General features: G+C 65.6%; 24 protein-coding genes. 20 read left to right on the forward strand and 4 right to left on the reverse strand.

All coding sequences use genetic code 11. From position 1 onward, the window contains the following. Positions 1-49: 49 nt before the first annotated feature. Positions 50-829, reverse strand: a complete 780-nt coding sequence (locus B5G20_RS09030) for an alpha/beta hydrolase family protein (protein ID WP_087356584.1) — start codon at positions 827-829, stop codon at positions 50-52. A 275-nt stretch (positions 830-1,104) separates the two neighbouring features. Next, positions 1,105-2,010 (reverse strand): N-acetylmuramic acid 6-phosphate etherase, encoded by a 906-nt coding sequence (gene murQ / locus B5G20_RS09035; protein ID WP_087356585.1) that lies wholly within the window; start codon positions 2,008-2,010, stop codon positions 1,105-1,107. Positions 2,011-2,474: 464 nt separating this feature from the next. On the opposite strand from murQ, the gene B5G20_RS09040 reads away from it, so the two are divergent. The 8 genes from B5G20_RS09040 (at position 2,475) to B5G20_RS09075 (ending at position 12,012) form a co-directional block, all read left to right on the forward strand. Beyond that, on the forward strand, positions 2,475-3,320 hold the full coding sequence (locus B5G20_RS09040) for a MurR/RpiR family transcriptional regulator (RefSeq protein ID WP_087356586.1): 846 nt from the start codon (positions 2,475-2,477) through the stop codon (positions 3,318-3,320). Positions 3,321-3,365: 45 nt separating this feature from the next. After that, the gene (locus tag B5G20_RS09045; RefSeq protein ID WP_087356587.1) at positions 3,366-4,679 is read left to right on the forward strand and encodes a PTS transporter subunit EIIC; all 1,314 of its coding nucleotides are present in this window, start codon (positions 3,366-3,368) and stop codon (positions 4,677-4,679) included. A gap of 136 nt (positions 4,680-4,815) precedes the next feature. After that, on the forward strand, positions 4,816-5,910 hold the full coding sequence (locus B5G20_RS09050; RefSeq protein WP_087356588.1) for a MupG family TIM beta-alpha barrel fold protein: 1,095 nt from the start codon (positions 4,816-4,818) through the stop codon (positions 5,908-5,910). 59 nt (positions 5,911-5,969) lie between these two features. Further along, positions 5,970-6,971 carry a BadF/BadG/BcrA/BcrD ATPase family protein gene (locus tag B5G20_RS09055; protein ID WP_087356589.1) on the forward strand — a complete coding sequence of 334 codons (1,002 nt, stop codon included), beginning with the start codon at positions 5,970-5,972 and terminating at the stop codon, positions 6,969-6,971. After that, positions 6,965-8,140 carry an anhydro-N-acetylmuramic acid kinase gene (locus B5G20_RS09060; protein WP_087356590.1) on the forward strand — a complete coding sequence of 392 codons (1,176 nt, stop codon included), beginning with the start codon at positions 6,965-6,967 and terminating at the stop codon, positions 8,138-8,140. The genes B5G20_RS09055 and B5G20_RS09060 overlap by 7 nt, the downstream gene beginning before the upstream one ends. A gap of 104 nt (positions 8,141-8,244) precedes the next feature. Beyond that, complete coding sequence (locus B5G20_RS09065; RefSeq protein WP_087356591.1) at positions 8,245-8,688, forward strand: hypothetical protein; 444 nt, start codon at positions 8,245-8,247, stop codon at positions 8,686-8,688. 98 nt (positions 8,689-8,786) lie between these two features. Beyond that, on the forward strand, positions 8,787-9,083 hold the full coding sequence (locus tag B5G20_RS09070; RefSeq protein WP_087356592.1) for a PTS sugar transporter subunit IIB: 297 nt from the start codon (positions 8,787-8,789) through the stop codon (positions 9,081-9,083). A 1,462-nt stretch (positions 9,084-10,545) separates the two neighbouring features. After that, entirely contained in the window at positions 10,546-12,012 is a 1,467-nt protein-coding gene (locus B5G20_RS09075) for a CapA family protein (RefSeq protein ID WP_087356593.1), read from the forward strand. Between the two features lie 49 nt (positions 12,013-12,061). On the opposite strand, the gene B5G20_RS09080 is transcribed toward B5G20_RS09075, so the two are convergent. Continuing rightward, entirely contained in the window at positions 12,062-12,733 is a 672-nt protein-coding gene (locus tag B5G20_RS09080) for a C39 family peptidase (protein WP_158094432.1), read from the reverse strand. An 823-nt stretch (positions 12,734-13,556) separates the two neighbouring features. On the opposite strand from B5G20_RS09080, the gene B5G20_RS09085 reads away from it, so the two are divergent. Continuing rightward, positions 13,557-14,444, forward strand: coding sequence for an aldose 1-epimerase family protein (locus B5G20_RS09085; protein ID WP_087356595.1), 888 nt, complete (start codon positions 13,557-13,559; stop codon positions 14,442-14,444). Positions 14,445-14,719: 275 nt separating this feature from the next. On the opposite strand, the gene B5G20_RS10205 is transcribed toward B5G20_RS09085, so the two are convergent. Further along, positions 14,720-15,070 carry a hypothetical protein gene (locus B5G20_RS10205; protein ID WP_143750263.1) on the reverse strand — a complete coding sequence of 117 codons (351 nt, stop codon included), beginning with the start codon at positions 15,068-15,070 and terminating at the stop codon, positions 14,720-14,722. Between the two features lie 322 nt (positions 15,071-15,392). Here B5G20_RS10205 and prfA point away from each other — a divergent pair, with 322 nt between their 5' ends. From prfA to atpA, 11 genes are all read left to right on the forward strand, one after another. Beyond that, positions 15,393-16,460, forward strand: a complete 1,068-nt coding sequence (prfA, locus tag B5G20_RS09090; protein WP_087356596.1) for a peptide chain release factor 1 — start codon at positions 15,393-15,395, stop codon at positions 16,458-16,460. A 364-nt stretch (positions 16,461-16,824) separates the two neighbouring features. Then, positions 16,825-18,012: a HemK/PrmC family methyltransferase gene (locus B5G20_RS09095; protein WP_087356597.1), complete on the forward strand. Its 1,188-nt coding sequence runs from the start codon at positions 16,825-16,827 to the stop codon at positions 18,010-18,012. Between the two features lie 308 nt (positions 18,013-18,320). Next, positions 18,321-19,085 (forward strand): L-threonylcarbamoyladenylate synthase, encoded by a 765-nt coding sequence (locus tag B5G20_RS09100; protein ID WP_087356598.1) that lies wholly within the window; start codon positions 18,321-18,323, stop codon positions 19,083-19,085. 4 nt (positions 19,086-19,089) lie between these two features. After that, positions 19,090-20,631, forward strand: coding sequence for a glycerol kinase GlpK (glpK, locus tag B5G20_RS09105; RefSeq protein ID WP_087356599.1), 1,542 nt, complete (start codon positions 19,090-19,092; stop codon positions 20,629-20,631). 268 nt (positions 20,632-20,899) lie between these two features. Next, a complete protein-coding gene (gene rpiB, locus B5G20_RS09110; protein WP_087356600.1) occupies positions 20,900-21,355 on the forward strand; it encodes a ribose 5-phosphate isomerase B in 456 nt (151 codons plus the stop codon). Positions 21,356-21,589: 234 nt separating this feature from the next. Beyond that, positions 21,590-21,916, forward strand: a complete 327-nt coding sequence (locus B5G20_RS09115) for a hypothetical protein (protein ID WP_087356601.1) — start codon at positions 21,590-21,592, stop codon at positions 21,914-21,916. Positions 21,917-21,929: 13 nt separating this feature from the next. Next, positions 21,930-22,727: a F0F1 ATP synthase subunit A gene (gene atpB, locus B5G20_RS09120; protein WP_087356602.1), complete on the forward strand. Its 798-nt coding sequence runs from the start codon at positions 21,930-21,932 to the stop codon at positions 22,725-22,727. A 104-nt stretch (positions 22,728-22,831) separates the two neighbouring features. After that, entirely contained in the window at positions 22,832-23,023 is a 192-nt protein-coding gene (locus B5G20_RS09125) for an ATPase (RefSeq protein WP_087356603.1), read from the forward strand. 40 nt (positions 23,024-23,063) lie between these two features. Then, positions 23,064-23,678 (forward strand): F0F1 ATP synthase subunit B, encoded by a 615-nt coding sequence (gene atpF / locus B5G20_RS09130; protein ID WP_087356604.1) that lies wholly within the window; start codon positions 23,064-23,066, stop codon positions 23,676-23,678. Next, the gene (gene atpH / locus B5G20_RS09135; RefSeq protein ID WP_087356605.1) at positions 23,668-24,153 is read left to right on the forward strand and encodes an ATP synthase F1 subunit delta; all 486 of its coding nucleotides are present in this window, start codon (positions 23,668-23,670) and stop codon (positions 24,151-24,153) included. The genes atpF and atpH overlap by 11 nt, the downstream gene beginning before the upstream one ends. Further along, positions 24,146-25,753, forward strand: a complete 1,608-nt coding sequence (gene atpA, locus B5G20_RS09140) for a F0F1 ATP synthase subunit alpha (RefSeq protein ID WP_087356606.1) — start codon at positions 24,146-24,148, stop codon at positions 25,751-25,753. Before atpH ends, atpA begins: the two co-directional genes overlap by 8 nt.

Here is a 25,753-nt window from a genome sequence, read left to right on the forward strand (position 1 = left end):
CCCGGCGCGCCGGCTGGCGTGCGCCCGACCCCATGGCGCCCGGCTTCAATCACCGAGCGGTAAGCCAGGTAAAGGCCGGCAAAATCGCCTGCGCCCAGGTGGTCCAGCGATGTTCGCCCGGACCCTCGACGTACTCGTAGCCGATTGCACGGCTCTGCGCGTATTGGGCAAAGCGGCGCGATTCCTCGAGGAGAATGTCTTCCGTTCCGCAGAAGCTGTAGAGCCCCGGTAGTGCATATCCCGCGTCAAGGTCGCGGTCGAGCAGGTAGAAGAGGTCGTTTGCGGTGCCGGCAACACCGAGGTCGTCGCCAAACGCAAGGCGCGGGTCAAACCCCTCCTGCGTAAACGTGGTAACAAAGCGCTGGATGTCGAGTGCCCCCGAGAGCGCGGCGGCCCGGCAGAAGCGCTCCGGATAGGTGAGGGCGAGCTTAAAGGCGCCGTAGCCTCCCATGGATGCACCGCAGACCATAGTGTCCTCGCGCCGGGTGGAGAGCGGCAGAATGCTTGCAAGGTAGCGGGGCAGCTCGTCGGCCACAAACGAGAAGTAGGGCTGCCCGTGTGCCATATCGGTGTAGAACCCGTGCTCGACCTGCGGCATCACCACGGCAACGTCGGTGGTGCGCGCAAGGTCCTCGATCGTGGTGTTGCGCAGCCAACTGGTGCGGTCACCGCCCAGCCCGTGCAGCAGGTAGAGCACGCGGTACGGTCGCATTGCCTCCGATGCGCCGCCGCGAGGGCCGAATTGCTCGTCGCGCTCGGGAAGCAACACGACCACATCGGCCTGCCGGGCAAGCACGCGGCTCGCAACGTTGATCGTAAGCAGCGCCATGATGTCCTTTCGTTGGAGCGTGAGGGGTTAGGCGGAGTGTCGCGCTGTAACGAAACGCGGCCGTGGCCAAAAGTCGTCTCGAAAAAGTACATTGCAGTGCGGCGCAGACGTTCCTAGCGGGCACAGGCGCGTCATCCGGGCAATCCGGGGCGTTCAGCAAGCATATTAAGGCACCCGATCGCGTCAACAGCCCGCGCCAAGGCCCCTTTTCGCGCAGCCAAGTCGGCGGTACATACTTTTTCGGCGCCAGTTTTGGCCATCCGCTCTCGTTTTTCCTAGTTTCCAGCTTGCGCAAGCGCCGTGCGGACCTTGCCGCCCGCCGCCTCCAGCGCGTCTTTGGCTTCAGCGGGGGAGACCCCGAGCAAAATCGAGGCGATAGCGAGCTTTACGCTGCCGTCCGCGGCGTCGAGCGCGGCGTGGGCCTCGCCCTCGGTGCACTCGCACGCGGTCGTCACGATGCGGAGCGCTCGGGCGCGCAGCTTCTCGTTGGTCTGCTTAACATCGACCATCAGGTTTTGGTAGACCTTGCCCGAGCGGGTCATGGCCCCGGTCGAGATCATGTTGAGCACGAGCTTCTGCGCGGTGCCCGCCTTGAGTCGCGTGGATCCGGTCAGTACCTCGGGGCCCGTTACCGGCTCGATGGCGAGCTCGGCCACCCGCCCGACCTGCGACTCGGGTACGCACGCGATGGCCGCGGTCTTGCAGCCGAGTTTGCGCGCGTAGGTAAGTCCGCCGATCACATAGGGGGTGCGCCCACTCGCGGCAAGCCCGATAACCAGGTCGCGCGGCTCGAGTCCGATGCGTTCGAGGTCGCTCGCGCCCTCCGCGGGGTCGTCTTCAACGCCCTCACGCGCCACAGTAAATGCGTCCTTGCCGCCGGCGATGAGCCCCACCACGGTGCTCTCGGAGACCCCGAAGGTCGGCGGGCACTCCACCGCGTCGAGCACGCCGAGGCGTCCACTTGTGCCGGCGCCGAGGTACACCATGCGTCCGCCGGCCGCGAGCGCGTCCGCCGCCCACTCGATGGCGGCCGCAACCTGCGGCAAGACGCGCTGCACCGCTGTCACGGCGTTTGCGTCCTCGGCGTTCATGGCCTCGGCAATCTGAAGCGGAGTCATGGTGTCGAGATTCATGGTGCGTGGGTTGCGCTGCTCGGTGGTAAGACGGGAGAGGTCGACCATTGCTGTTCCTTATCAAAATCGGGTGCGATGTCGGGTGTTCGCCACGGGGGCGGGTCGCGGTGTGTATGGTGCGCGCCCCCGAAAGAAACGTGGGCGCGCTGCCAACCGAAAGATAGAGCAACTCCCCGGGCCGAACAAGAAAGCGCGACTCCGCCCGCAGCGCCGGTGCCGCCGCGCCCCTTTTGCGGACGCATCGCCGGTGCAAGCAGCCATTAAAGTGTGAAAATCTGCAGGTCAACGGCAACATGTTCGTGCACCGCACCGCCCGCCCTCATCGTTTCGGACCGCGCGGCCGCATCCGCTGGGGCGCGTTGCGTTTCATTCCGCAGTGCCGCGAGCGGATGTTTTCGACCGTTTACCGACGCGTCGTGTCATAATATGAAATTAAATTTCAAACTCGCCATAAAACAATGACAAAATATTTGCTGCTCTCTAGAGTGGGTCGCAGGTTGGAGGACAAGCCCATGGCAAGTCTCTTGGCACGTTTACAGCAGTATAGGGAAAGCGCAAGCCCGGCCGAACGCGGGCTGGTCAGACAGATTCTCGAGGATCCCGCGAGGCTTTCGGGGTTGAGCATCCACGAGCTCTCCGAGCGCACGTTCGCCTCACCGTCCACGGTGAGCCGTCTGTGCCGCAAGCTCGGGCTCAGCGGGTACCGCGATTTTCAGCGGCAGCTCATCTACGATCTCGCGATCTTGCGCGAGTCCGAGCGCGCGATCATCGGCGACCTGCACCCCACCGACACGACGGCCCAAACGGCCACCAAGGTCATTGGAGGCAACATAGCCGCCCTTACCCTCACCGAGAAGCTCAACGACCCTGCGGTCTTCGACGCTTGCGTGGACCTAATGACTGCTGCACGGACCATCAACCTGTTTGGCATGGGGGCGTCGCTGCTCTCTGCGCGGGATCTGCACTACAAGCTCCTGAGGATCGGGGTGGTCTGTAATCTGATTGACGACTGGCACGGGCAGCTGCTCTACGCATCGAACAGCATGCCCGGGGACGTGGCCATCGCCATTAGCTACTCGGGCTCGACCCGCGAGGTCAACACCTGCGTGCGCAAGGCGAGAGAGCGTGGGGCCAAGGTCATCTCCATCACGGGGAGCGGGTTCGATTCCGAGCTCGCCCGCAACTCGGATGAGGTGCTGCTCGTGGCCTCTACGGAGCCTCTGATGCGATCGGCGGCAACCGCCTCGCGCATCGGACAGCTCGGCGTTATCGACATCCTCTTCAAGTCGTTTGTCAATCGCGATTACGAGCGCTACTCGGAGATTCTGGAGCGCAATCAGATCCTCAAGCAGAAGTAGGCCTGCGCGGGAGGGCGCGCCTCGAGGAAAAGGAAAGGGAGAAGCATGGAGAAGTTCCAGCAGTTTCTCGAGCGGGTCCTCGGGCCCGTTATGTCCGTGCTCGGCAGCAACCGCTACCTGCTCGCCGTGCGCGACGGCGTGGTCGGCGCTCTGCCGCTGATCATCGTCGGCTCGTTCTTTATGATTCTGGCCAACCCGCCACTGCCCTCCGACTGGGGCGTGTACCAGTGGCTCGTCGAGAACGCGGCCGTGATCCTGCTGCCGTACCGCATGACCATGTACATCATGGCGCTCTATGCGGTCTTTGGCATGGGCCACAGCCTCGCGCGCTCGTTTGACCTCGACGCGCTGCAGGGCGGCGTTCTCTCAGCCATGGCCTTCCTGCTCACCATCAACCCGGTGAACATCCCGGCGGAGGCTGCCGAGGTCGCGGGTGCTTCGGGCTTTGTGCTCCCCATGGCGAGCCTCGGCTCGGGTGGCCTCTTTGTGGGCATCGTGGTGACCTTCTTCTCGGTGAACGTCTATCGCTTTACCCAGCACTCTAAGTTCAAGATCACCATGCCCGATCAGGTTCCGCCGGCGGTGACCAAGTCGTTTGAGGCCCTCACCCCGACGCTCATCGTGATGCTCGTCATCGGCGCCATCACCTACTGGATCGGCTTTGACTGGAACGGCACCATTACGGCCATCATCTCGCCGCTCGTCGTTGCCACCGACTCCATCCCCGGCGTGCTCGTGATCACCTTCCTCTACGGCTTCTTCTGGTTCTTTGGCATCCACGGCGCCTCCATCGTGGGCTCCGTTGCCCGTCCGCTGTGGCTCACCCTCCTCGAGGCCAACGCCACCGCTGCCGCCGCAGGTGTTCCCGGCACCGAGCTGCCTGCTATCGCCGCTGAGCCGTTCTTCCAGTGGTTCGTGTTCATCGGTGGCGCCGGCTGCACCATCGGCCTCGGCATCATGCTCGTGACCGTGTGCAAGTCTAAGTATGCCAAGGACCTCGGCCGCATTGCCTTCCTGCCGTGCATCTTTAACATCAATGAGCCGCTGATCTTTGGCACGCCCATCATGCTGAACCTCACGCTCGCCATCCCGTTTGTGCTGACCCCGATGATCCTCGGCGTGTTTGCCTACATCGTGACTTCGCTCGGGCTCGTCAACCGCGTGATCGTGAGCGCTCCGTGGACGCTTCCCGGACCGATCGGTGCCTTCCTCGCCACCGGCGGTGACTGGCGCGGTGCGGTGCTGTGCATCGTCTGCATCCTGATCGCACTCGTGATTTACTACCCGTTCGTCAAGATCTGGGACAAGCAGTACCTCGCTCAGGAGTCCGAGGACTCCGCGGCGGTGGAGGCTGCCTAGCCGCAACTCGGTAAGAGGCGGGGCGCTCGCATGCGTGCGGGCGCCCCGTTGCGGAGGGGGCGCTGGTTGATGACGGTGCTCTCGGGGCGGCCTCTCCGCCGCCCGTGTGTTTTGGTACGCGTTGGAAAGGACCGACATGCAACGACTCGGCATCTCCATCTACCCCGAGAAGGCTCCGCACGAGGAGACTCTCGCCTACCTGGAGCGCGCGGCCGCCGCGGGCGCCACGCGCGTCTTCAGCTGCCTGCTCTCCGTCGAGGCGGGCCGCGAGCAGGTGCGCCGCGACTTTAGCGAGATCAACGCCCGCGCCCACGAGCTCGGCTTTGAGGTTGTGCTCGACTGCAACCCGCGCGTCTTCTCGGAGCTTGGGGTCTCGTACCAAGACCTCTCGTTCTTCCGCGAGATCGGCGCCGACGGCATCCGCCTCGACATGGGTTTTACCGGCAGTGAGGAATCGCTCATGACCTTTAACCCCGAGGGGCTCCTCGTTGAGGTCAACATGAGCAACAACACGCACTACATCGATACCATCATGGATTACTGTCCCGACCCGACGCATCTCATCGGGTGTCACAACTTCTATCCGCACGGGTACTCGGGGCTCGGGCTCGACTACTTCAACCGCTGCACGGAGCACTTCCGCCGCTACGGGCTGCGCACCGCCGCCTTTGCCACGTCGCAGGCGCCGGATACCTTTGCCAACTGGCCCGTCACCGACGGCCTGCCCACGCTCGAGATGCACCGCCACCTGCCGCTTTACGTGCAGGTTGAGCACTTTATCTCGATGGGCACGATCGATGACGTCATCATCTCCAATTGCTACCCCACCGATGAGGAGCTCGCCCAGGTGGCGGCGCTGCCGTGGAACCTCGTGAGCTTCTCGGTGGAGCTCGTGGAGGGGCTGCCCGAGGTCGAGCGTTCCATCATCCTCGATGAGCTGCACTTTAACCGCGGCGATGTTTCGGAGAACTTCCTGCGCTCCACGCAGAGCCGTGTGAAGTATAAAGGTCACGAGTTCGCGCTCTTCCACGCGCCCGAGACCATCCGTCGCGGCGACGTGGTGATCGAGAGCAGCGAGTACGGCCACTACGCCGGTGAGCTGCAGATTGCGCTCTCTGACATGCGCAACTCCGGCAAGAGCAACGTGGTGGGGCATATCCCTGAGGTGGAGCACTTCTTGTTGGATGAGGTGCGCCCGTGGCAGAAGTTCCGCTTCCATGAGGCGTGGTAAGCGCGACGGCGTGCGGGCGCCCGGAGGACGATTCGGCAGATGCAGGTGAGGGGACTTCTATGATGTGGCTCGGGGTCGACGGCGGCGGGACCAAGACGGAGTTTGTGCTCTTTGACGAGGAGATGCGCCCGCGGGAGCGCTTCCGCCTGGGCACGTGCCATCCCGGTCAGGTGGGCTACGACGGCATGACCGCCGTGCTCGGCGAGGGCGTGGGCTTGGCCTCTGCCGCCGCCGGCGCTGCCGGAGACACAATCTGCGGCGTGGGGCTCGGGCTTGCCGGCTATGGGCAGGACCCGGCAATCCGCGCGCGCATGGCCGAGGCGGTGCGCGCCGCGGTGGGCGACGTGCCGACCGAGCTCATGAGCGACGTTGAGGCGGCGTGGGCATCGACCCTGGGGTTGCGCGACGGCGCCGTGGTGATCTGCGGCACGGGTTCTATCGCCTTTGGGCGCCGGGGCGACGAGACCACGCGCGCCGGCGGTTGGGGTTACCAGGTGGGCGATGAGGGCAGCGGCTACTGGATTGGCCACGAGGTGCTGCGCCTCTTTAGCCGGCAGGCCGATGGGCGCGACCCGCGCGGTGCGCTCTTTGACACGGTGATGCGCGAGCTTGAGTTCTCGGCACCTTACGACGTGATCACCTATGCGCGCGATGTGCTTGCGGGCGACCGCACGCGGATAGCCTCCCTCACGCGCGTTCTGCGCGCCGCGGCCGACGCGGGCGATCCGGCGGCACTCGCGTGCTACCAGCGCGTTGCCGCGGAGCTGGCCGACATCGTACGCGCTGTGGTCGAGGCGCTCTACGGGCGCGATGCGGTTGCGGGCGGCTTGGCGGTTGGCGATGGCGCCGCCGATACCAAGATTCCCGTCGGGTACGTCGGCGGGGTGTTTGAGGGTGCAGGCGAGTTTTTGCTCGAGCCGCTTGCACAGGCGCTACCTGCCGGGTGCGCGCTTGTTGCCCCGGCCTATGAGCCGGCCGCGGGGCCATGCCTTATGCTGCGCTGCCGCCTTGGCGTCTCGGGGCCGGCGGACAGGGCGGAAGGGGCAGATGCCTCGTGCTAGCCGTTGGCCTTATGAGCGGCACGAGCCTCGACGGGGTGGATGCGGCGCTCGTGCGCATCGATGGGGTGGACGCTGCCACGACGGTCGAGCTCGTGGCGTTTGAGACGTACCCTCTGCCCGAGGCAACCCGCGCGCGCATCCTCGAGGCGTGCCGTCCGGATGGTGCCGACGCGCGGTTGCTGTGCTCGCTCAACATGGAGCTCGGCCACCTTTACGCGCAGGCCGTGCAAGCCATCTGCCAAGAGGCGGGTGTGGAGCCGGCAAGCCTTGGTTTTGTGGCGTGCCACGGCCAGACGGTCTGGCACGAGCCGGATGCCTCGCGCGACTACGTGGACGGCGCGCGCTACCACGCGGGCACGTTCCAGCTGGGCGAACCCGCTGTCATTGCTTATACGTGTGACGTGCGGGTGGTGTCCAACTTCAGGGCGATGGACCTTGTGGCTGGCGGGCAGGGGGCGCCCCTCGTGCCATTTTCCGAGGTGGTGCTCTATGGTTCGGCATCGCGCAACCGCGCGCTGCTCAACCTTGGCGGCATCGGCAACGTGACGGTGCTTCCGCGCGGCCGGGGTGCCGAGGGCGTTTTTGCCTTTGACACCGGCCCGGGCAACATGATGATCGATGAGGCTTGCCGGCGGCTCTTTGGCGTGCCGTACGACGAGGAAGGCCGTATCGCCGCTGCCGGGCAGGTGGACGGCTCTGCGCTTGCTGAGCTCCTCGCCAATCCCTACTTTGCCGCCGAGCCGCCCAAGTCTACGGGGCGCGAGCTCTTTGGCGCGGGTGCGGTCGAGGCGTTTCTTGCAAGGCACCCGCAGCTCACCCCAGCCGATGCCGTTGCCACCCTCACCGAGCTCACGGCTGCAAGCGTGGCCGACGCCTGCGTGCGCTGGGTGGTGCCGCGGCTCGAAGGCGGACTCGGTGAGCTCGTCGTGGGCGGAGGCGGCGCGCATAACGCTGATCTGGTTGGCCGGATTGCGCGGCGGCTGCCTGGCACGAGGGTTTGCACGCAGGAGGAGCTCGGGTATTCTTCCGATGCCAAGGAGGCGGTGGCCTTTGCGATCCTGGGCAACCAGACAGTCGCGGGGCGTCCGGCAAACGTGCCCGCTGCCACCGGAGCCCGCGAGCCGGTGGTGCTGGGGAGCATAACGTATCCGCCTCGGCCACAGGGCTAAGGAGCGGCCGCGCGCGGGCAGGCAGCGCGTGCAGACGGGCGCCCATCCGGCGGCCGGGGTAACTCGGCGGTTGAACGGTGAGATAGAGAGACGAGGGAGCGACGATGGGAAAGAAGCAGAAGAACCGAGCGCGTGCAGCGGCGCGTGGCACCGCCGCAGACCCCGCGCGCATGGCGATGGCGGGCGGCAAGCGGCTCGGCAGCGACGCTAAGCTGGTCGGGACGGTGCCTCAGACCATGGCGGAGGAGATTGCCGGGCGATCGGGTGTGGCCCCCTTCACGTTTAGGAGCGCGCTCATTTTGGGTGCGGCGACCGTGCTCGGCGTGCTCGTCATTCCCTATATCGCCTCGCTTGGTGGCGTACCCGCAAACGTGTCGGTCTTGGTGGCGTTTCCGCTGTTGCTCGCGCTCGCGCTCGCCTTTACGCGCTGCTTTATCGATACCGACCGCGGGTTTTCGCGCGCGTTTGTGGCAACGTTTGGCATCACCTTTGCGGCTACCCTGCTCATCTGCTGGCTCGCCCTCTATCAGGGGATGCTGCCGTTCTAGTGATGTCGCTGCGGCGACGTTAACGCCGCGGTGGCGTGTACGCCTTAGGTTTCCATGCGCGGGGCAGAGGGCTCCGCGCCGATAAGTAGGAGGTTCCCATGAAGGTTCTTCTTGTGTGCGCTGGTGGTATGTCCACCTCGATCCTCATGAAGAAGATGGAGAAGTATGCAGCCGACCAGGGCATCGCGGATTTTGAGATCGCGGCTGTGGGCGTGGCGGCGTACAAGGATATCTGGCAGAACTACGACTGCATCCTACTCGGGCCGCAGGTGGGGTACCGCAAGGCCGATATCGCCAAGGACGTGGAGATCCCCGTGGCGGTCATGGCTCCGCAGGACTACGGTCTGGGCAACTGCCCCAACATCTTTAAGCAAATCGAGGGCCTGATCGGCTAGGTTGAGCTGCTGGATTGGCCGACTCAAGCTGCCACAGCGGTGTTGCGAGCGCCATCTGGGGCGAGCTGATCTGACACGGCTCGCGGAAGTTTTCTGCGGGCTGTGGTGGAGACGCTCGCCCCGGATGGCGCTTTCTGTGCCGGGCGAGGCGGACGCGCCCCTGTTTGACAAGTTGTTGCGCGATTCGGTGGTAGTTTCTCAATCAGGATCGTCCTGTTCTCTTTACATGGCAAACTGCGGCACTGGTGAGGGCTGCGGCGTAGTTCCGTGGCGGGTTGCCAAAACAAGGCCCATTCAGGTCCCTTTGTTTGACAAGCCGCAGCCGAAGTGTGAGCTCGGCCGGAGTAACCTCGCAGATTGTCAAGCTAAGGTCCGTCCAGCTTCTCTTGTTTGACAAAGCGCAACCGAACCGATGGCGTGCGCGGAGTAATCTTGCAGATCGTCAAACAAAGCGCCGAGTGGACGACCCCCTTTGACAATCTGCGGTGCAACTGCGAATGGCTGCACAGTTCCATTGCGGCTTGTCAAACGGTGGCCCATGCGGGCTCTCCTAATTGACAGTCTGCGGCAACGGCGGGCGCTGCACGTCGCTGTTGCCGCACGTTGTCACATAAGCGGTCGATTTAGCCGTCTTGCGTGACAATCTGCGGCAACGGCGGAGCCGTAGCACACGCCTGCCGCATGTTGGCTCCTAACGGTGCCCGATGGGTCCCCTTGTGCGACGGTCCGCATCAACACCTTGAGCGGGCTCGGGCCGGCACCGCGGATCAGCGCGACCGCCCCGCCCGCCTGTCGGCCCGGCCCCGCCCCCCTGGATCGTCCTCGTCACCTGTTCTGACCTCGCCATCCTCCCGCCCTGCGCGCTTGACGGACCCGGCCGGTCGTCTGGCCGACGTGCGGGGGCCGAATCTCGGCAAATGCGGTACTGTTATTTCTATATGAGTCGTTTTCCGCGCTTGCGCAGGTCGGGCGCGTGGATGGGGGAGCTATGGGTACCGCGGGATCGGGAGACAGCCGGCAGTCGGGCAACGCGGGTCGTTCGCCCCGCCGCCCGCTGCGTCTGGCGGGCACGCAGGCAGGCGCCGGAGCACATGGCTCGGGCGCTGCCGGAGCATCCAGCGCGTCGGGATCGGCCGGCGCATCCGCCCACGGCAGCGTCTCGCGCAGCGCAGCGCCCGGAGCTCGCCAATCCCGTCCCTCCGCCGGGGCCTCGTCGCCCAAGGGCGGCCGGTCCCGTGCAGCGGCGCCCTCATCGCGCCCCGCGGGAGCTTCCGACCGCGCCTCTGCCCGCGGCCGGGGAGCCTCGCCCGCCACGCAGGGCGTCCCCGCAAGCCAGCATCCCACTCAGCGCCGTCCGCTCGGCTCGGGGCCTGCCGGGCACGCATCAGGCTCCAGCCAGCGGCCCTCGCCCCGCCGTCAGCAGGGGCAGCGCGTCAACCGTACCCGCTACGGATACCCCACGGTGGGCGAGCGTCTCGCCAAAACGACGCGCCGCACCGGCCCGGGACGTCGCCCCGTCATCGGGACCACGGTTCAGCACAACGGGTCGCTCGGCTACATCCGCCGCGGCCCCTTCCGGGGCAATGCCCAGCGGCGCGCCGCCCGGGCGAGCCTCCTTCATGTGTTGCCCTATGCTCTCGGTGTGCTCGCCATCGTGCTCGTGCTCTGGGGTGTGGGGTCGCTCGTGCAGGGCGGCTTTAACCCGTTTGCGGGCTCGGCGGCCTCGGGCGACGCCTCGCGGCTCGGCACGCTCAGCCACGCGTTTGCGGACGGCTTTGCCACCCCGCCTGCGCAGGCAAAGCTTCAGGCAGATTCGCCGGGCGCGGTGGTGCTCACGCCGGGCCGCGTGACCGACTCGGGCACCGGGCGCGTAACGTTCTCGGCCGTGGGCGATAACATCGCTAACGAGAATCTGCTCGAGCTTGCCGATGCCGCTGCGGGCGAGACCAGCGACGACCAGTACGACTTCAACGCGTTCTACGACGGCATTCGCGATGCGGTGCAGTCCTACGACATCTCGTTCATCAACCAAGAGACCACGCTGGGCGGCCCCGACCGCTATGGATACAACGGGTATCCCAGCTACAACACGCCCGACTCGCTCGCCGATGCCGTGGTTGCCGCGGGCTGGGACGTGGTTTCGCTCGACTCCAACCACACCTACGACACGGGCGTCGAGGCCATCCAGCACTCGCTCGAGGTGTGGAGCGGCAAGTCGGACGACGTGCTCACCCTGGGCAGCTTTGCCAGCGAGGAGGACCGCTCGCGCGTGCGCATGGTGGAGTGCAACGGGGTGCGCATCGCGTTTCTCTCGTACTGCTACGGTCAGAATGGCTACGACCAGTCCGAGCTGCCCAACGACTACTATGCCGTGCCGTACACCACCGAGGGCATGCAGGCCGATGTGGCGCGCGCCCGCGAGGTGGCCGACGCTGTGGTGGTCTACATGCACTGGGGCACCGAGTACACGCACGACCCCGACGAGACGCAGCTCACCCGCGCTCAGGAGCTGGCCGATGCGGGCGTGGACCTGGTGATTGGCAGCCATGCGCACGTGATCCAGCCGATGGCCTGGGTCAACGGGGCAAATGGCGGCAAGACGCTTGTGGTCTACGGGCTCGGTGACGTGTGGAGCGGCTACCACGATTACCCCGAGTGCATCTTCTCGGGCATGATGAGCTGCGAGTTTGTAAAGCTCAGTGCAGACGAGGCCAAAGAGGCGGGCCGCAAGGTCTCGATTGAGAACGTGGTCTGGCACCCGCTCATCGAGCACTGGGAGGGCAACACCGACACGGTCTACCTGCTCTCGGACTACACCGAGGAGCAGGCGCGCGCCAACGAGCTGCTCGCCGGGCTCGACGACCCGTACACCTGGATGCAGGACCTCACCAAGCAGGTGATTGGCGAGGAGTTCACGATCGATATGTAGCGCGGGGCGGGGCGGCTGTTGCGGGCTACGTCTCGTCCCGGCTCCGTCGTTACGCCGAGAACGCCCAGTAGTTGCGTGCGTCGTGCATGATGGTGTCGAGGTCCCACGAGGTCTCGTTGTCCTCGGGCGCGTTGGGGTTGTGGATGCGGATGCGCCCGTCGTCGTCCACGCCCACGAGCACGATGTAGTGCCCGACCTTGGTAAATGCCCCCGGGCCCACGTTTACGATCACGGGGTGGCCGGCTTCGACCTCCGCGCTGATGCGCGAGGCCACGTCGGGGAGCGTCTCCACGGTGAGGCCGAGCTGCGCGCCACCGTCGGTCATAAAGCGCCACGAGGTGCTGTTGGCCTCGACGTAGTCGTTTTCTTCGCTAAACTCCGCCATCTCGACGGGCCCCATATCGGTCTTTCCGGTGAGCGCGATGTAGACCATCGACATGCAGGTCACGCCGCAGCCGTTCTCGCCGATGGTGCCGCCGGCGTATGGGTCGTCTGCCCAGGCGGGGTCGGTCTGAAAGAGCTCGGGCACCGTGCCCTTCTTCCATTTGCTCTTGGGCGTTGAAGTGGGCCCGTCCGAGTCTTTTTGAGCGGTGTCGCTTGCTTGGGTGGCTGTGGTGGTGGAGGTGGCCGCAGGTTCTTCGGGCGCGGGTGAGAAGAGGCCGATGAGCGCGCCGACTCCGTTAACGATGCCGACCCCGATGACGAGGACGGCAAGGACCATAACGATGAGCCGGGCGGGGATACGTGGCTGCTGAGCTGCCGGGCGGCGTGTTGAGCTCCGTCGCGTGGGGGTGGGGGAGGCTTGGCGTGCGCGGCGGGAAGGCCGTTGCGTTGCGGGGCCGTTAGAGCCTGCGCACCGGGTGCGCGAGGCGCCGCCGCCAGCGTAGCGCCCGCGCGGCGCGGATGAGCCGTTGCGAGGCTGACCGGCCTGCCCGGCGGATGCGCGGCGCGTTGTGGGCCGGTCGGCGGGGGAGTTGCCGAGGGACTGGGAGGTGCGCTCCGCCGAAGCACGGCGCGGCGTTGGGCGAGCTGCCCCGCTGCGCGCCCGCGGGTCCTGCGATTTGGCGTCCATAGTTGCCTCCCATCGCCATATGAGCCTGAGTGTAGCACGCAGCGGCGGGACGACTGCCTGCTCGGCCTTTCATTAGCGTTCTGTTTTCACGTTGTGCATGTTCGCGATACTTCCCTGCCGCCCATCTCGCCTTTCCCGGTTGGCCGGTTCTGGTCCCGCCCGCCGACTGATTCCTTCTACTAGAAAGAATCAGTCGCTTCTGCCCTAAAAACGTCCGAAGCTATCTAATAGGAGGAATTGGGCGCACGGCCCCGCGCTCGCAGAATGAACCGTACACGCGGCGGCGCGCGGGCAGAAGGAATCGGACAGGCCCGCCCGTAACCCTTCGGGCCCTCCGCCCCCGCTGCCGCGCCGTTCGCCCGCCGCGTCCTGCACCCCCTGTGCCCAACGGGTAAGATGGTCGTGGCTGCCTGGCGCACCGCCTGGGTAGCGCCGCGCCACAGTGGCGACTGTCATCAAGAAAGGGGCTCGCATGTCCACCATCACCACCATCGGCAAGGGCGCCCTGAGCGCTTCCATCAACTCCAAAGGAGCCGAGCTCCAGAGCCTCAAGCTCAACGGCGTCGAATACCTCTGGCAGGCGGACCCTGCCCTGTGGGGCAAGCACGCGCCGGTGCTCTTTCCCATTGTGGGCTCCATCCGCAACGGCCGAGCTGATTCCGCCGAGGGCCCCTGCACAATGGACCGCCACGGCCTTGCGCGCATCAACGAGCATGAGCTGGTGAGCGTTTCCGACGACGGCACCTCCGTCACCTACGAGTTTGTGAGCACGCCCGAGACCCGTGCCGCTTACCCCTACGACTTCAAACTCAACATGACCTACACCATCGTGGGCGAGGCTACGCTCGCCCAAACCTTCCGAGTGGAGAACACCGGCGCGGTGCCGCTGCCGTTCTCGGTGGGCGGACACCCGGCGTTCAACATTCCTGTTGAGGGTACGGACGAGGCGTACGAGGACTACGAGTTCCGCTTTGCCGAGCCCTGGACGGCCGACTGCCCCAAGCTGGTCGAAGGCGGCCTTGCCACCTACGAGGACACCTTCCGCACCGTGGACGGCTCGGATACGCTGCCGCTTTCGCGCGAGCTCTTCCGCTACGACACGATGATCCTGGACCACGTGCCCGGCGACACGCTGTCGCTCGTGGGCAAGCGTTCGGGCCACGGGATTCGTGTCGACTTCCCCGGGTTTGACTACCTGGGCGTTTGGTCGGCTCCGGGCGCGCCGTTTGTGGCGCTCGAGCCGTGGACCGGCCACACCACGCTCACTACGGAAGACGACGTGCTCGAGCACAAGGAGAACATCACTATCCTCGAGCCCGGTGCAGTGGATGAGCGCACCTTCACCATCACGCTGCTGTAGGCGGTGCGAGCGCCGGCTGCGACGTGTTGATTGACCATCTGCAGTAGAACTCGCCCTGCCCGGTGCGTTGTGCTGCAGATGGTCAATTCTCAGGCCCGTTTTGCCCGCTTGTTTGACAACCTGCGGCGCAATGCTCGCGCCCCGCGGCACAGTACGTCGCAGATCGTCAATTGAGACGCCGCGGCTGTTTTGCGAGGGTTCTCCGCCACGTTGGTTAGGTACCCGGCCATTACCTGAGCGGCAAATCATGGTGTATTTTGACCATGATTTGCCGCTCAGGTAATGGCCGGGTACCTAACTGTTTGGACATGGGGGTCGGTTGAGGCCGTTGGGGTGCAATCGAGGAAGAAAAAACGACGGGCAGTGGCCAAAAAGGGTGCCGAAAAAGTAATCTGCTCGGACATGATCGGGCCCCGGGCTGCCCGCAGCGTCTCGAAGAGTCTCGAAGAGGGTTCCAGTGCCCGGTTCTCGCAGTCGACGGCGCGCGCGATGCCTTCCAAAGCAGACGAGATTACTTTTTCGACGCTGCTTTTGGCCACAGGATCGCATTGTTTTTTTGCGAGGGAGAGGTCGCAGCGGCTTTTGGGGCGCGACGCATGCGGAGACCGGTTGCTGGCAAAGGGCATGCCGACGCCTTGCCCCGGTTGCGTTCAGCGAGATCATTTGCCATGGCCTGCGCGCTTCGGCCCTCTCCGCACTGAGGCTGACAGGGTCGCTCATGGGCCGCGCGCTCGTGGATTTTGCCGGTAGCGTCGGGTGCAGCTTGCCCTTTTGCCCGGGCTGGGTATGATAGGTGGGCGAAAGAAAGGTGTGCCATGTATCTCAGGTTCGACATGTTCTAGCTGGGCTCAGCCCTTGCCGCAGCCGCGGCTCCATCCGCGCGGCCACACCGCACCATCCATGCCGAGCATACGCCGGCACAGCCGGCCCAACCGTAAAGGACGCACCATGCGCGACAAGCTCGAAAAACTCATCGCCGCCTACGAGGAGCTCGAGAAGAAGCTCGCCGACCCCTCCGTGGCCTCCGACATCAAAGAGTACACCCGCCTTAACAAGGAGTACGCGCACCAGACTCCGCTCGTTGCCGCAGCCCGCGAGTACCTCTCGGCGCTCGACGACATCGAGGCTGCCAAGGAGATGCTGCACGATACCTCCGATGCAGACGAGAAGGCCATGCTCCAGGAGGACATCGCCGAGAACGAGGCCAAGCTCCCCCAGCTCGAGGAAGACATCAAGTTCATGCTCATCCCGGGCGACCCCAACGACGAGAAGAACACCATCGTAGAGATCCGCTCCGCTGCCGGCGGCGACGAGGCGGCCATCTTTGCGGGCGACCTCTTTAAGATGTACCAGCGCTTCTGCGAGGAGCACAAGTGGAAGCTCGAGGTGCTCGACGCCAGCCCCTCCGAGGCGGGCGGCTTTAAGTCCATCGAGTTCAAGGTCTCGGGCGACAAAGTCTACTCCGTGATGAAGTACGAGAGCGGCGTGCACCGCGTGCAGCGCGTGCCCAAGACCGAGAGCCAGGGCCGCATCCAGACCTCCACGGCCACCGTGGCGGTGCTCCCCGAGGCAGACGAGATCGACATCAAGATCGACCCCTCCGACCTGCGTGTCGACACCTACTGCGCCTCCGGCCCCGGCGGTCAGTGCGTTAACACCACCTACTCGGCGGTGCGCATTACCCACCTGCCCACCAACACCGTGGTGCAGAGCCAGGAGCAGCGCAGCCAGATTCAGAACCGCGAGGTCTGCATGCAGATGCTCCGTGCGCGCCTCTACGAGATGGAGCTGCAGAAGCAGCAGGCCGAGCTGGGCGCCGAGCGCCAGAGCCAGATCGGGCACGGCAACCGCTCTGAGAAGATCCGCACGTACAACCAGCCGCAGGACCGCGTGACCGATCACCGCATCGGCTTTAACTCCACGTACAACGGGGTGCTTTTGGGCGATCAGCTGGCCACGGTCATCGACGCGCTCGCTGCCGCCGATCGCGCGGAGAAGCTCGCCCAGGCGGTGTAAGCGCCTTCGCTTGCGGGCGAAGTTGTCCTTGTTGGCTGCCGGCTCGTTGGGTGTTCCCCACGGGCCGGCGGCCTTTTGCTGCGCAGGGTGAGCGGGGCGGTGGTGCGCGCCGAGGGCTGGGCCGTGTACCTATTATGGAGACGCGTGGGGCGCTGCACATGGCGAGCGGTGTGGGACGTCGAAAAACGGGGCCTGCGAGCTGCGCGGTTAGAAAACGCAGAATTCTGGTCAGATATTGGTCAGACCTGTGCCAGAAACAGTCAGAGACTGGTTAGATGCCCACGATAGCCTGAGCGCAAACGCGTCGGCGGTGGGGTGCGCTTGCGGTAGAATCGCCACCGGTACGGGAACACGAGGGGTCACCATGGCACAAGAAGAAGACATCTGGACCGTTAAGCGCTGCATGGACTGGACGATCGGCTTTCTCGAGCGCAACGGCGAGGAGCGCCCGCGCCTGGCGGCCGAATGGCTGCTCTGCGCGGCGATGGACATGAAGCGTATCGATTTGTATCTCAATCTCGATCGCCCGATGAGCGAGGAGGAGCGCGCCTACGTACGCAGCGGGCTTCAGCGTCGTCGCAAAGGCGAGCCGCTCCAGTACATCATCGGTGAGACCTCGTTCCGTACGCTCGAGCTGTTCTGCGAGCCCGGCGTGCTTATTCCGCGGCCTGAGACGGAGCTCCTCGTAGAGGTGGTGCTCTCGTATCTGGACCATGAGGTGCTGGGTGGCCCGGCTGCGCTTGCGGCCCGCCGGACGCGCACCGAGCTGCCGTGGAATGCCGAGGTGGAGCGGGCACGCGAGGCCGAGCGCGCCGCGCAGCGCGAGCGTGCGGCGAATGGTGCGGACACAGCGGGCGAGGCGGCGGACTTGGAAGACGTTGCGGCGGAGGCTGCGCTCGAGAGTGCACCAGCCGAGGCTGCTCTGGGGGTCGAAGCGGTCGGCGTGCAACGCGATGCCGATGCGCTGGGTGCCGCTTCGACGCCTGATGCGACCGGTGAGGCTGCCGCCGTGCCCACGCCGCACCGCGCACGCGTCCTCGAGGTTGGGTGCGGCACGGGCTGCATCTCTCTCTCGCTTGCCACCGAGCGCGCGGGGCTTGTGACCTGCGTGGCAACGGATATCGAGCCTCGGGCCGTGGCGCTCGCCCAGCGCAACCGCACCCGGGCGCAGGTAGATGCCGCGGCGGTCGACATCCGCGAGGGCGATCTGGTTGCCCCCGTGCGCCCCGAGGAGTACGGAACTTTTGACGTGCTCGTCTCAAACCCGCCCTATGTGCCGTCGAGCGTGGTGGATACGCTCACGCGCGAAGTGCGTGCCTTTGAGCCGCGGCTCGCGCTCGATGGCGGTACCGACGGACTCGATATCTTCCGCCGCTTGCTCGACGAGGTGCCGCGTATGCTCCGTCCGGGCGGTCTTTTTGCCTGCGAGCTCTTTGAGACCGCGACGGAGCCGGCGGCTGAGTTCTGCCGCGCGGCGGGGCTGGTGGAGGTACGGGTTGTCCCCGACCTGGCAACGCGCCCGCGCTTTGTGGTGGCACGCCGTCCGCGGTAAAAAACGGACCGTCTGCAAAAACCGCATCACATTTCTGCCGCATTTTGCCCCATTTGCCGAGCATCTGGCCCCGTTTACGCACCGTATTGACAACGTGTCGCCTTGCAGGGCCGGGGCGTGAGACAATACACCGGAAAATGTCAGCAACAGAGGGCTTTGCTCATCGTTAGGCGCCGTGGCGCCGGGATGGGTCGATGTCGCGGCGCTTGGGAAGTCTGCCGCTGCGGTGCCTGGAAGAACCGCCACCGCAGCGTTGCGGGGTGAACCTCTAGGGCGCTCTCGGCGGGATGGAAGGACGACAGACGCGCATGCAGAAGGTGTATCGGGTCGAGGACGGCTGCACGCTCGATGGCTCGCCGGCCATCGAGGTCGCGGCGCGGGTGCTCAGGGAGGGCGGTCTCGCGCTCATCCCCACCGAGACCGTGTACGGGCTCGCCGTTGCGGTCTCAGCCTTCTCCGGTACGCCCGCAGCTACCCTCTCTACCTCCGATGACGCTCCCGCCCCGCTCGTCAACGGTTGCCCCGTGCCCGCCGAGGGCAGCGGCTACCGGCGCATCTTCGACCTCAAGCGGCGCGACCTCACGCAAACGGTTCCCTGGCTTGTGGGCGGTGCGTCCGACCTCGACGTCTATGGCCGCAACATCGATGTGCGCACTCGCGCGCTTGCGCAGTCGCTCTGGCCGGGAGCGTTGACGCTCATCGTGCCTGCAGCTCCCAGCGTGCCCAAGTTCATGTGCGCCGCGGATGGGACGGTAGCTCTTCGCGCCTCGGCCTCCCCGGTGGTCGCCGCGCTCGTGCGCGCGTGCGGCTGCCCGCTTGCCTGCACGAGCGCCAACACGCACGGCGTTCCTGCGCCGGCGTCCTTCGACGCGGTCGAGCCGCGCATCCTCGCGGGCGTCGACATTGCGCTCGATGCAGGCGCCACGCCCTGCCAAGACGCCTCGACCATCGTGTCGTTCCCCTCGGGCACGCTCAAGATCGTGCGCCAGGGCGCACTCCCAACCTCTGCAATCGACCGCGCGCTCACCGGCGTTTCCGCCCCTGCGGGAGCCGGCTCGGCGCGGGGAAGGTGATACCATGCCGCTCACGCTCAAAGACCTTGGTCTGGCCGACCCCGCCTACGCCTTTGGCGGCTCCTACATCATGTCGCTCGACGCCGGCACCACCTCGGTCAGGGCGGTTATCTTTGACGAGTTTGGCGGGGTGGTGGCGCAGGCGTCGCGTCCGCTCACCATGTACTATCCCGAGCCCGGCTGGGTCGAGCAGGACCCGACCGAGATTCTCGCCTCGATGATCTCGGCCATCGTTGAGGTGCAGTTTAGAAGCGGCATCCACTCCGACAGCATCGCGGCGGTGGGTATCTCCAACCAGCGCGAGACCTGCGTGGTGTGGGACCGCGAGAGCGGACAGCCCGTCTACAACGCTATCGGCTGGCAGTGCCGGCGCACGGCACGCGAGGCGCAACGGCTCATCGATGAGGGCCTGGGCGACACCATCCGCGAGCGCTGCGGTCTCACGCCCGACGCCTACTTCTCGGCCACCAAGATCGCGTGGATCCTCGATAACGTTTCGGGCGCGCGCGAGCTGGCCGAAGCCGGCAAGCTCGTCTTTGGCACCATCGACACCTGGCTCATCTACAACCTCACCGGCGGCACGGTGGTGGCCACGGACTACACCAACGCGAGCCGCACGATGCTCTTTAACATCCACACGCTCGATTGGGACGACGAGCTGCTGCGGATCTTTGACATTCCGCGGGCGATGATGCCCGAGCTTAAATGGAGCGCTGACGACTACGGCTGCGTCTCGGCCGAGATCATGACCCACACCCCGCCCATCGCCGGCGTGGCGGGAGACCAGCAGGCGTCGCTCTTCGGCCATTGCTGCTTTAACCCCGGCGACACCAAGAACACCTACGGCACCGGCTGCTTTATGCTCATGAACACGGGCGATGCCGTGGTAGATTCGCACGAGGGGCTGCTCGCGACGGTGGGCATTGCCGAGGGCGGCCGGGTGAGCTACGCGCTCGAGGGGTCGATCTTCCACGCGGGCTCCGTTATGCAGTGGCTGCGCGACGGGTTGGGCATCTTGGGCGACGTGACCGACTCCTCGGCGATTGCCAAGAGCCAGCTTGACAACCGGGGTTGCTACCTCGTGCCGGCGTTCAGCGGGCTCGGAGCTCCCTGGTGGGACTCCGACGCGCGCGGCATCATCTGCGGGCTCACCGCGGCGGCAGATCGCTCGACCATCGTGCGCGCGGCCTGCGAGTCGCTCGCTTACCAGACCTACGACGTGCTCCGCGCGATGGAGCGCGACTCGGGCCGCACGCTTGAGGCGCTGAGCGTGGACGGCGGGGCCTCGCGCAACGAGTTCATCATGCAGTTCCAGGCCGATATCCTGGGGATTCCCGTGATATCGACGGAGTCGGTGGAGACCACGGCCCTCGGCGCTGCCTACCTGGCCGGTCTCTCGGTGGGATATTGGGAGGACCGCGACGAGCTGCTCTCCAACCGTACTGGCGGTGGCCGCTACGAGCCGCTGACGGGGCCGGAGGCCGAGGCGCGCCGCGAGCGGAACCTCGCCGGCTGGCACGACGCCGTCGCCCGGGCTCGCCGCTGACGTCTGCAATCGGCAGCGTGCGTGCCCACGGCAAGGTAGCTGATGAGGCGCCCTGACCAGTATGGCAAAAGTGCTGGTCAGAGCGTTGCCTGTTTGCAGACTTCCCAGCAGCGCACGCGCGAGCCGCCGTTGCCTGCCGCTAATGCTTGCAATCAGAGAATGGTCGGTATATGGCCCCGCTGCGCCCCCGCTCCCGGCCGAGTACGGTTCAGCACCGGGTGGGGTAAGATGAAAACGTTGACCTACACTCCGAACGAGAGGACACAGCATGCGCATCGCCATCGGTGCCGATCACGGCGGGTTCGAGCAGAAGCAGCAGCTTGCCGCCTACCTTACCAACGAGTTGAACTGCGAAGTCGAGGACATGGGCTGCTTCTCGACCGAGAGCGTCGATTACCCCGACTACGCCGCTCCCGTGGCCCACGCCGTGGCCGAGGGTCGCGCCGACGCGGGCGTGCTCGTGTGCGGCACCGGCATCGGCATGGCCATCGCGGCCGACAAGGTGCCGGGCGTGCGCGCTTCGTCCATCACCACACCCGCCTTTGCCGAGCTCTTCCGCCAGCACAACAACGGCAACGTGGTGTGCCTCTCCGGCCGCTTCGTCGACCTCGACACCAACAAGGCGATCGTGCGGACCTTCCTCGAGACCCCCTTTGAGGGCGGTCGCCACGAGGGCCGTATCGCCAAGATCTGCGCAATCGAGGCCGAGGCCGAGGAGGCGTAGGCAAAAGGGGGTCATCGCCCATATTTGCCGCGTCGCAGAGGGCCGCGAGAGCGTGATATCTGCACCGTTTCGTCACGATTCAACCGGCACAATATGGGTGATTATCAGGCAAAACGAACGAACGAGCCCAGCCGGTCATTTTGCTGTTGATTTTTCGGCGCGGCTGGCTAGACTATCTGGAACGAGTTTCGAAACGCCCCCAAGGGGGTGCTTCGAACAGGGGAGGTGCGAGCGGTGCCGAGCATCGATTGGGCAGGCAGCGTCCCGCACGTCGTCGCTGGGTTCCTGGTGGGCCTGGTCGCCTTCATCCCCCTCGTAGCGGCGCTCGCGCCGGTGCTTCGGGGGAGCAACAAGGCGAGCATGGTCGCGGGGATGCTCGCCCTGGGCGCGTCGTTTGCCGTGCTCGCGGGCGGTGTGCTCGCGGTCCGTCTCCTCACGCCGGACGGTCTTGCGCCGTTCGCGGTGGGTGAGGCGGCCTCCTTCATCGGGGCGCTCGCCGCTCTTGCCGCGGTTCTCGTGGTGAGGTTCGGTGAGCAGCGGCCCGGCGGTAACGGTTGTTAGAAAAGGTGGGATCTTGGACGCGTTCGCAAGGCTTTCCGATGAGATTCAGGAGCTGGTCTCCGAGTTCTCCTCTGCACCCGTGGTGGGCAACCTCACGTTCGGCCTCACGCAGTATTCGTTCTTTCTGCTGGTGGCCGCGGTGGTCTTTTGCATCATCATGGCAATCTTTGTAAAGAAGCAGAAGCTCGTTCCGCACGGCTTCTTCGTTAACGGGGTCGAGTACCTCGTCGAGTACGTCGAGAACGATGTAGCCAAGGGCGTCGTGGGCACGGGCTGGCGCAAGCACTTCCCGTTCCTCGCCACGATCTTCTTCTTCATCCTCATCAACAACTTCATCGGCCTCATCCCCGGCATGAAGCCCGGCACGGGCGCCATCGGCTGCACGGCCGCGCTCGCGCTCGTCACCTTTATCTACTTTGTGTACTACGGGTGCAAGAAGCACGGCGTCATCGGCTACCTCAAGAGCCTGGCCCCCGCGGGCGTGTCGTTCCCCATGAACGTCTTTGTGTGGATCATCGAGGTCTTCTCGCTTCTGCTCCGCCCCATCACGCTTGCCATCCGTCTGTTCTGCAACATGTTTGCCGGGCATATCGTCATGGGGTCGTTTGCCATCATGGCCACGCTCTTTGCTGAGCCGCTGCTCGAGCACTTCAGCGCTATGAACGCCCTGGGTGCGCTCCCGAGCATCGCCTGGCTCGTCATCCTGCTCATCATCTACGTGGTCGAGCTCATCGTGGCGTTTGTGCAGGCATACGTCTTTACGGTGCTCGCCGCCGTCTACATTCAGATTGCGGAGGCCGAGGGCCACTAGCCCCGCCGCCGCGCAACGTTTGGGTCACCGCGGGCTCACTCCCGAGCCCGGTGCACATATCAGAGGGTACTCCGCGCCCCTGGGCGCACGACAAAGGAGGAATCGTGGGAGTTATCGGTTACGGTCTCGGTGTTATCGGTGCAGGCCTCGCTATCGGCCTTGCGGCGTTTGGTGCGACGAGCGCCATGGCGCGCCAGCCCGAGATCCAGGGTCGCGCCTTTACGGTCTTTATTCTGGCGTCCGCCTTTACCGAGGCGCTCGGCCTCATCGGCTTCGTCGTGACGCTCATCTCCTAAGGGCAGCTCGCAAACGTATTTGAGTTAAGGAGCTGACCGTATGAAGCTTATCCATTGCGCAAAGGGCGCCCTCGCCGGTGTCGGCGCTGTGGCCGTGGCCGGCGTGCTTGCCGCACCCCGTCCGGTCTTTGCGTCGGAGTCTGCCGGCGGCGCCGAGATCCTCATCCCCAAGATGGCGGAGTTCATCCCGGCGCTCATCGCCTTTCTGATCATCTTCTTCGTGCTCGCCAAGGTGGCCTGGCCCAAGGTGCTCGCCACCATGGAGGAGCGCGAGCTGCGCATCGCGTCGAGTCTCGACGAGGCCGAGGCCACGCGCCAGAAGGCCATTGCCGACCGCAAGGCGTCCGACGAGATCGTTACCGACGCGCGCCGTCAGGCGGCCGAGATCGTGCTCGAGGCCCGTCAGGACGCCGAGCAGGAGCGCGCCCGTATCATCGCCGCCGCCCACGCCGAGGCCGAGGACATCCTCGCCAAGGCGCACAGCTCGGCCGAGGAGGAGCGCCGCTCCATCTACGCGGGCGCTGCGGCCTCCATCGCCGATCTGTCGGTCTCGGTGGCCTCTAAGATCGTCGAGCGCACGCTCGACGAGGACGGCGAGCAGCGTCGCCTCATCGAGCGCTACATCGAGGAAGCGGGTAGCCTGAATGCCAACTAGCCGCAGGGAGGAGCGGGTCCTCGAGACCTACTCCCGCGCCCTCATCGAGGCGGGCAAGGCCAAGGGGCGTGTGTTTAAGAATCGCGCCGACCTCGAGGCCCTGGCCGCCGCCTCGCCCGAGCTCCTCGGCGTCATCTCCACCATGGTGGAGCGCGGCCAGCTCGACCTTCTGCCCAAGGTGGCCGAGACCTACCGCGCCATGACGGAGGAGGACGAGGACGTGGTGGGCGTGACCGTTACCACCGCCGTCCCGCTCGACGACGAGCTGCGCACCAAGATCGCGGCAAAGGTCCGCGAGCACTTTAACCGCGAGGTCTTCCTCATCGAGCAGGTCGACCCGTCCATCATCGGCGGCCTCATCATCGAGGCGCGCGGCGAGCGCCGCGACGTCTCGGTGCGCACGCAGCTCCGCGCCGCGCGCGAGGCCCTCGATTCCACCACGACTACCATCGGAGGGGAGGCAGTCCATGTCTGAGATCATCGACGCCCAAAGCATCGCCCGGATTCTGTCCGAGCGTCTCGACTCGCTCACGGCGACCGTCGACACCCATGAGGTCTCCACGGTCGACGAGGTCGGCGACGGCATCGCGCACGTCACGGGTCTGCAGAGCGCCATGGCCGGCGAGCTCCTCGAGTTCAAGAGCGAGGAGACCGGCGAGAAGGTCTACGGCCTCGCGCAGAACCTCGAGCGCGATGAGGTCGGCGCCGTGCTCTTTGGCAACGTAGCCGCCATCAAGGAGGGCGACGAGTGCCGTACCACCGGGCAGATCATGTCCATCCCGGTTGGGCGCTCGATGCTCGGCCGCGTGGTCAACCCGCTCGGCGAACCCATCGACGGCCTCGGCCCCATCAACGCCACGCACACCCGACCCATCGAGTTCAAGGCGCCCGGCGTTATCGACCGTACGCCCGTGTGCGAGCCGGTGCAGACCGGCATTCTCGCCATCGACTCCATGATCCCCATCGGCCGCGGTCAGCGCGAGCTCATCATCGGCGACCGCAAGACGGGCAAGACCGCCATCGCGGTTGACGCGATCATCAACCAGCGCGGCAAGAACATGGTCTGCATCTACGTCGCCATCGGCCAGAAGGCCTCTACGGTGGCGGGCATTCGCGCCATGCTCGAGGAGCACCATGCGCTCGACTACACGGTCATCGTCTCGGCCACTGCGGCCGAGTCAGCGCCGATGCAATACATCGCGCCTATGGCCGGTGCCGCCATCGGCGAGTTCTTTATGTATAACGACGAGAACGGCAACCCCGCCGGCCCCGAGAACCCGGGTGGGCACGTGCTCGTCATTTACGACGACCTCTCCAAGCAGGCCGTTGCCTATCGTCAGATGTCGCTTACGCTGCGTCGTCCGCCGGGACGCGAGGCCTACCCCGGCGACATCTTCTACCTGCACAGCCGCCTGCTGGAGCGCGCGTGCAAGCTCTCGCCCGAGCTGGGCAGCGGTTCCATGACGGCACTTCCGCTCATTGAGACGCAGGACGGCGACGTGTCGGCCTACATTCCCACCAACGTGATTTCGATCACCGACGGCCAGATCTACCTGCAGAGCGACCTGTTCTTGCAGGGTCAGCGCCCGGCCGTTGACGTGGGTATCTCGGTCTCGCGCGTGGGCGGAGCTGCCCAGGTCAAGTCGATGAAGCAGGTCGCCGGCAACCTCCGTCTCGACCTTGCCTCGTACCAGGAGCTCGCGGGCTTTGCCCAGTTTGGCTCCGACCTCGACGCGGCCACCCAAAAGCAGCTCACCCACGGTTCGCGCATGACTGAGCTCCTCAAGCAGGCGCGCTACCGCCAGCTCGACGTTACCGAGCAGGTGGCGGTGCTCTTTGCGGGCAACCAGGGCTACCTCGACGATCTGCCGATCGCCCAGGTGCTCGAGTTCCGCGACGGGCTCGTGACCTACCTCAAGAGCAGCTACGGCAAGCTCTTGGCGCGTCTTTCCACCGAGAAGATCGCGGGTGACCTCGAGGTCGACCTCGACCAGGCCATCGCCGACTACAAGCGCGAGTTCGCGGCCAAGCATGCCGCGACCGACGACGAGCCGGCCGAGAGCCAGGAGGCATAG

The sequence above is a fragment of the Collinsella sp. An7 genome (assembly GCF_002159335.1).
GTDB lineage: Bacteria > Actinomycetota > Coriobacteriia > Coriobacteriales > Coriobacteriaceae > Coprousia.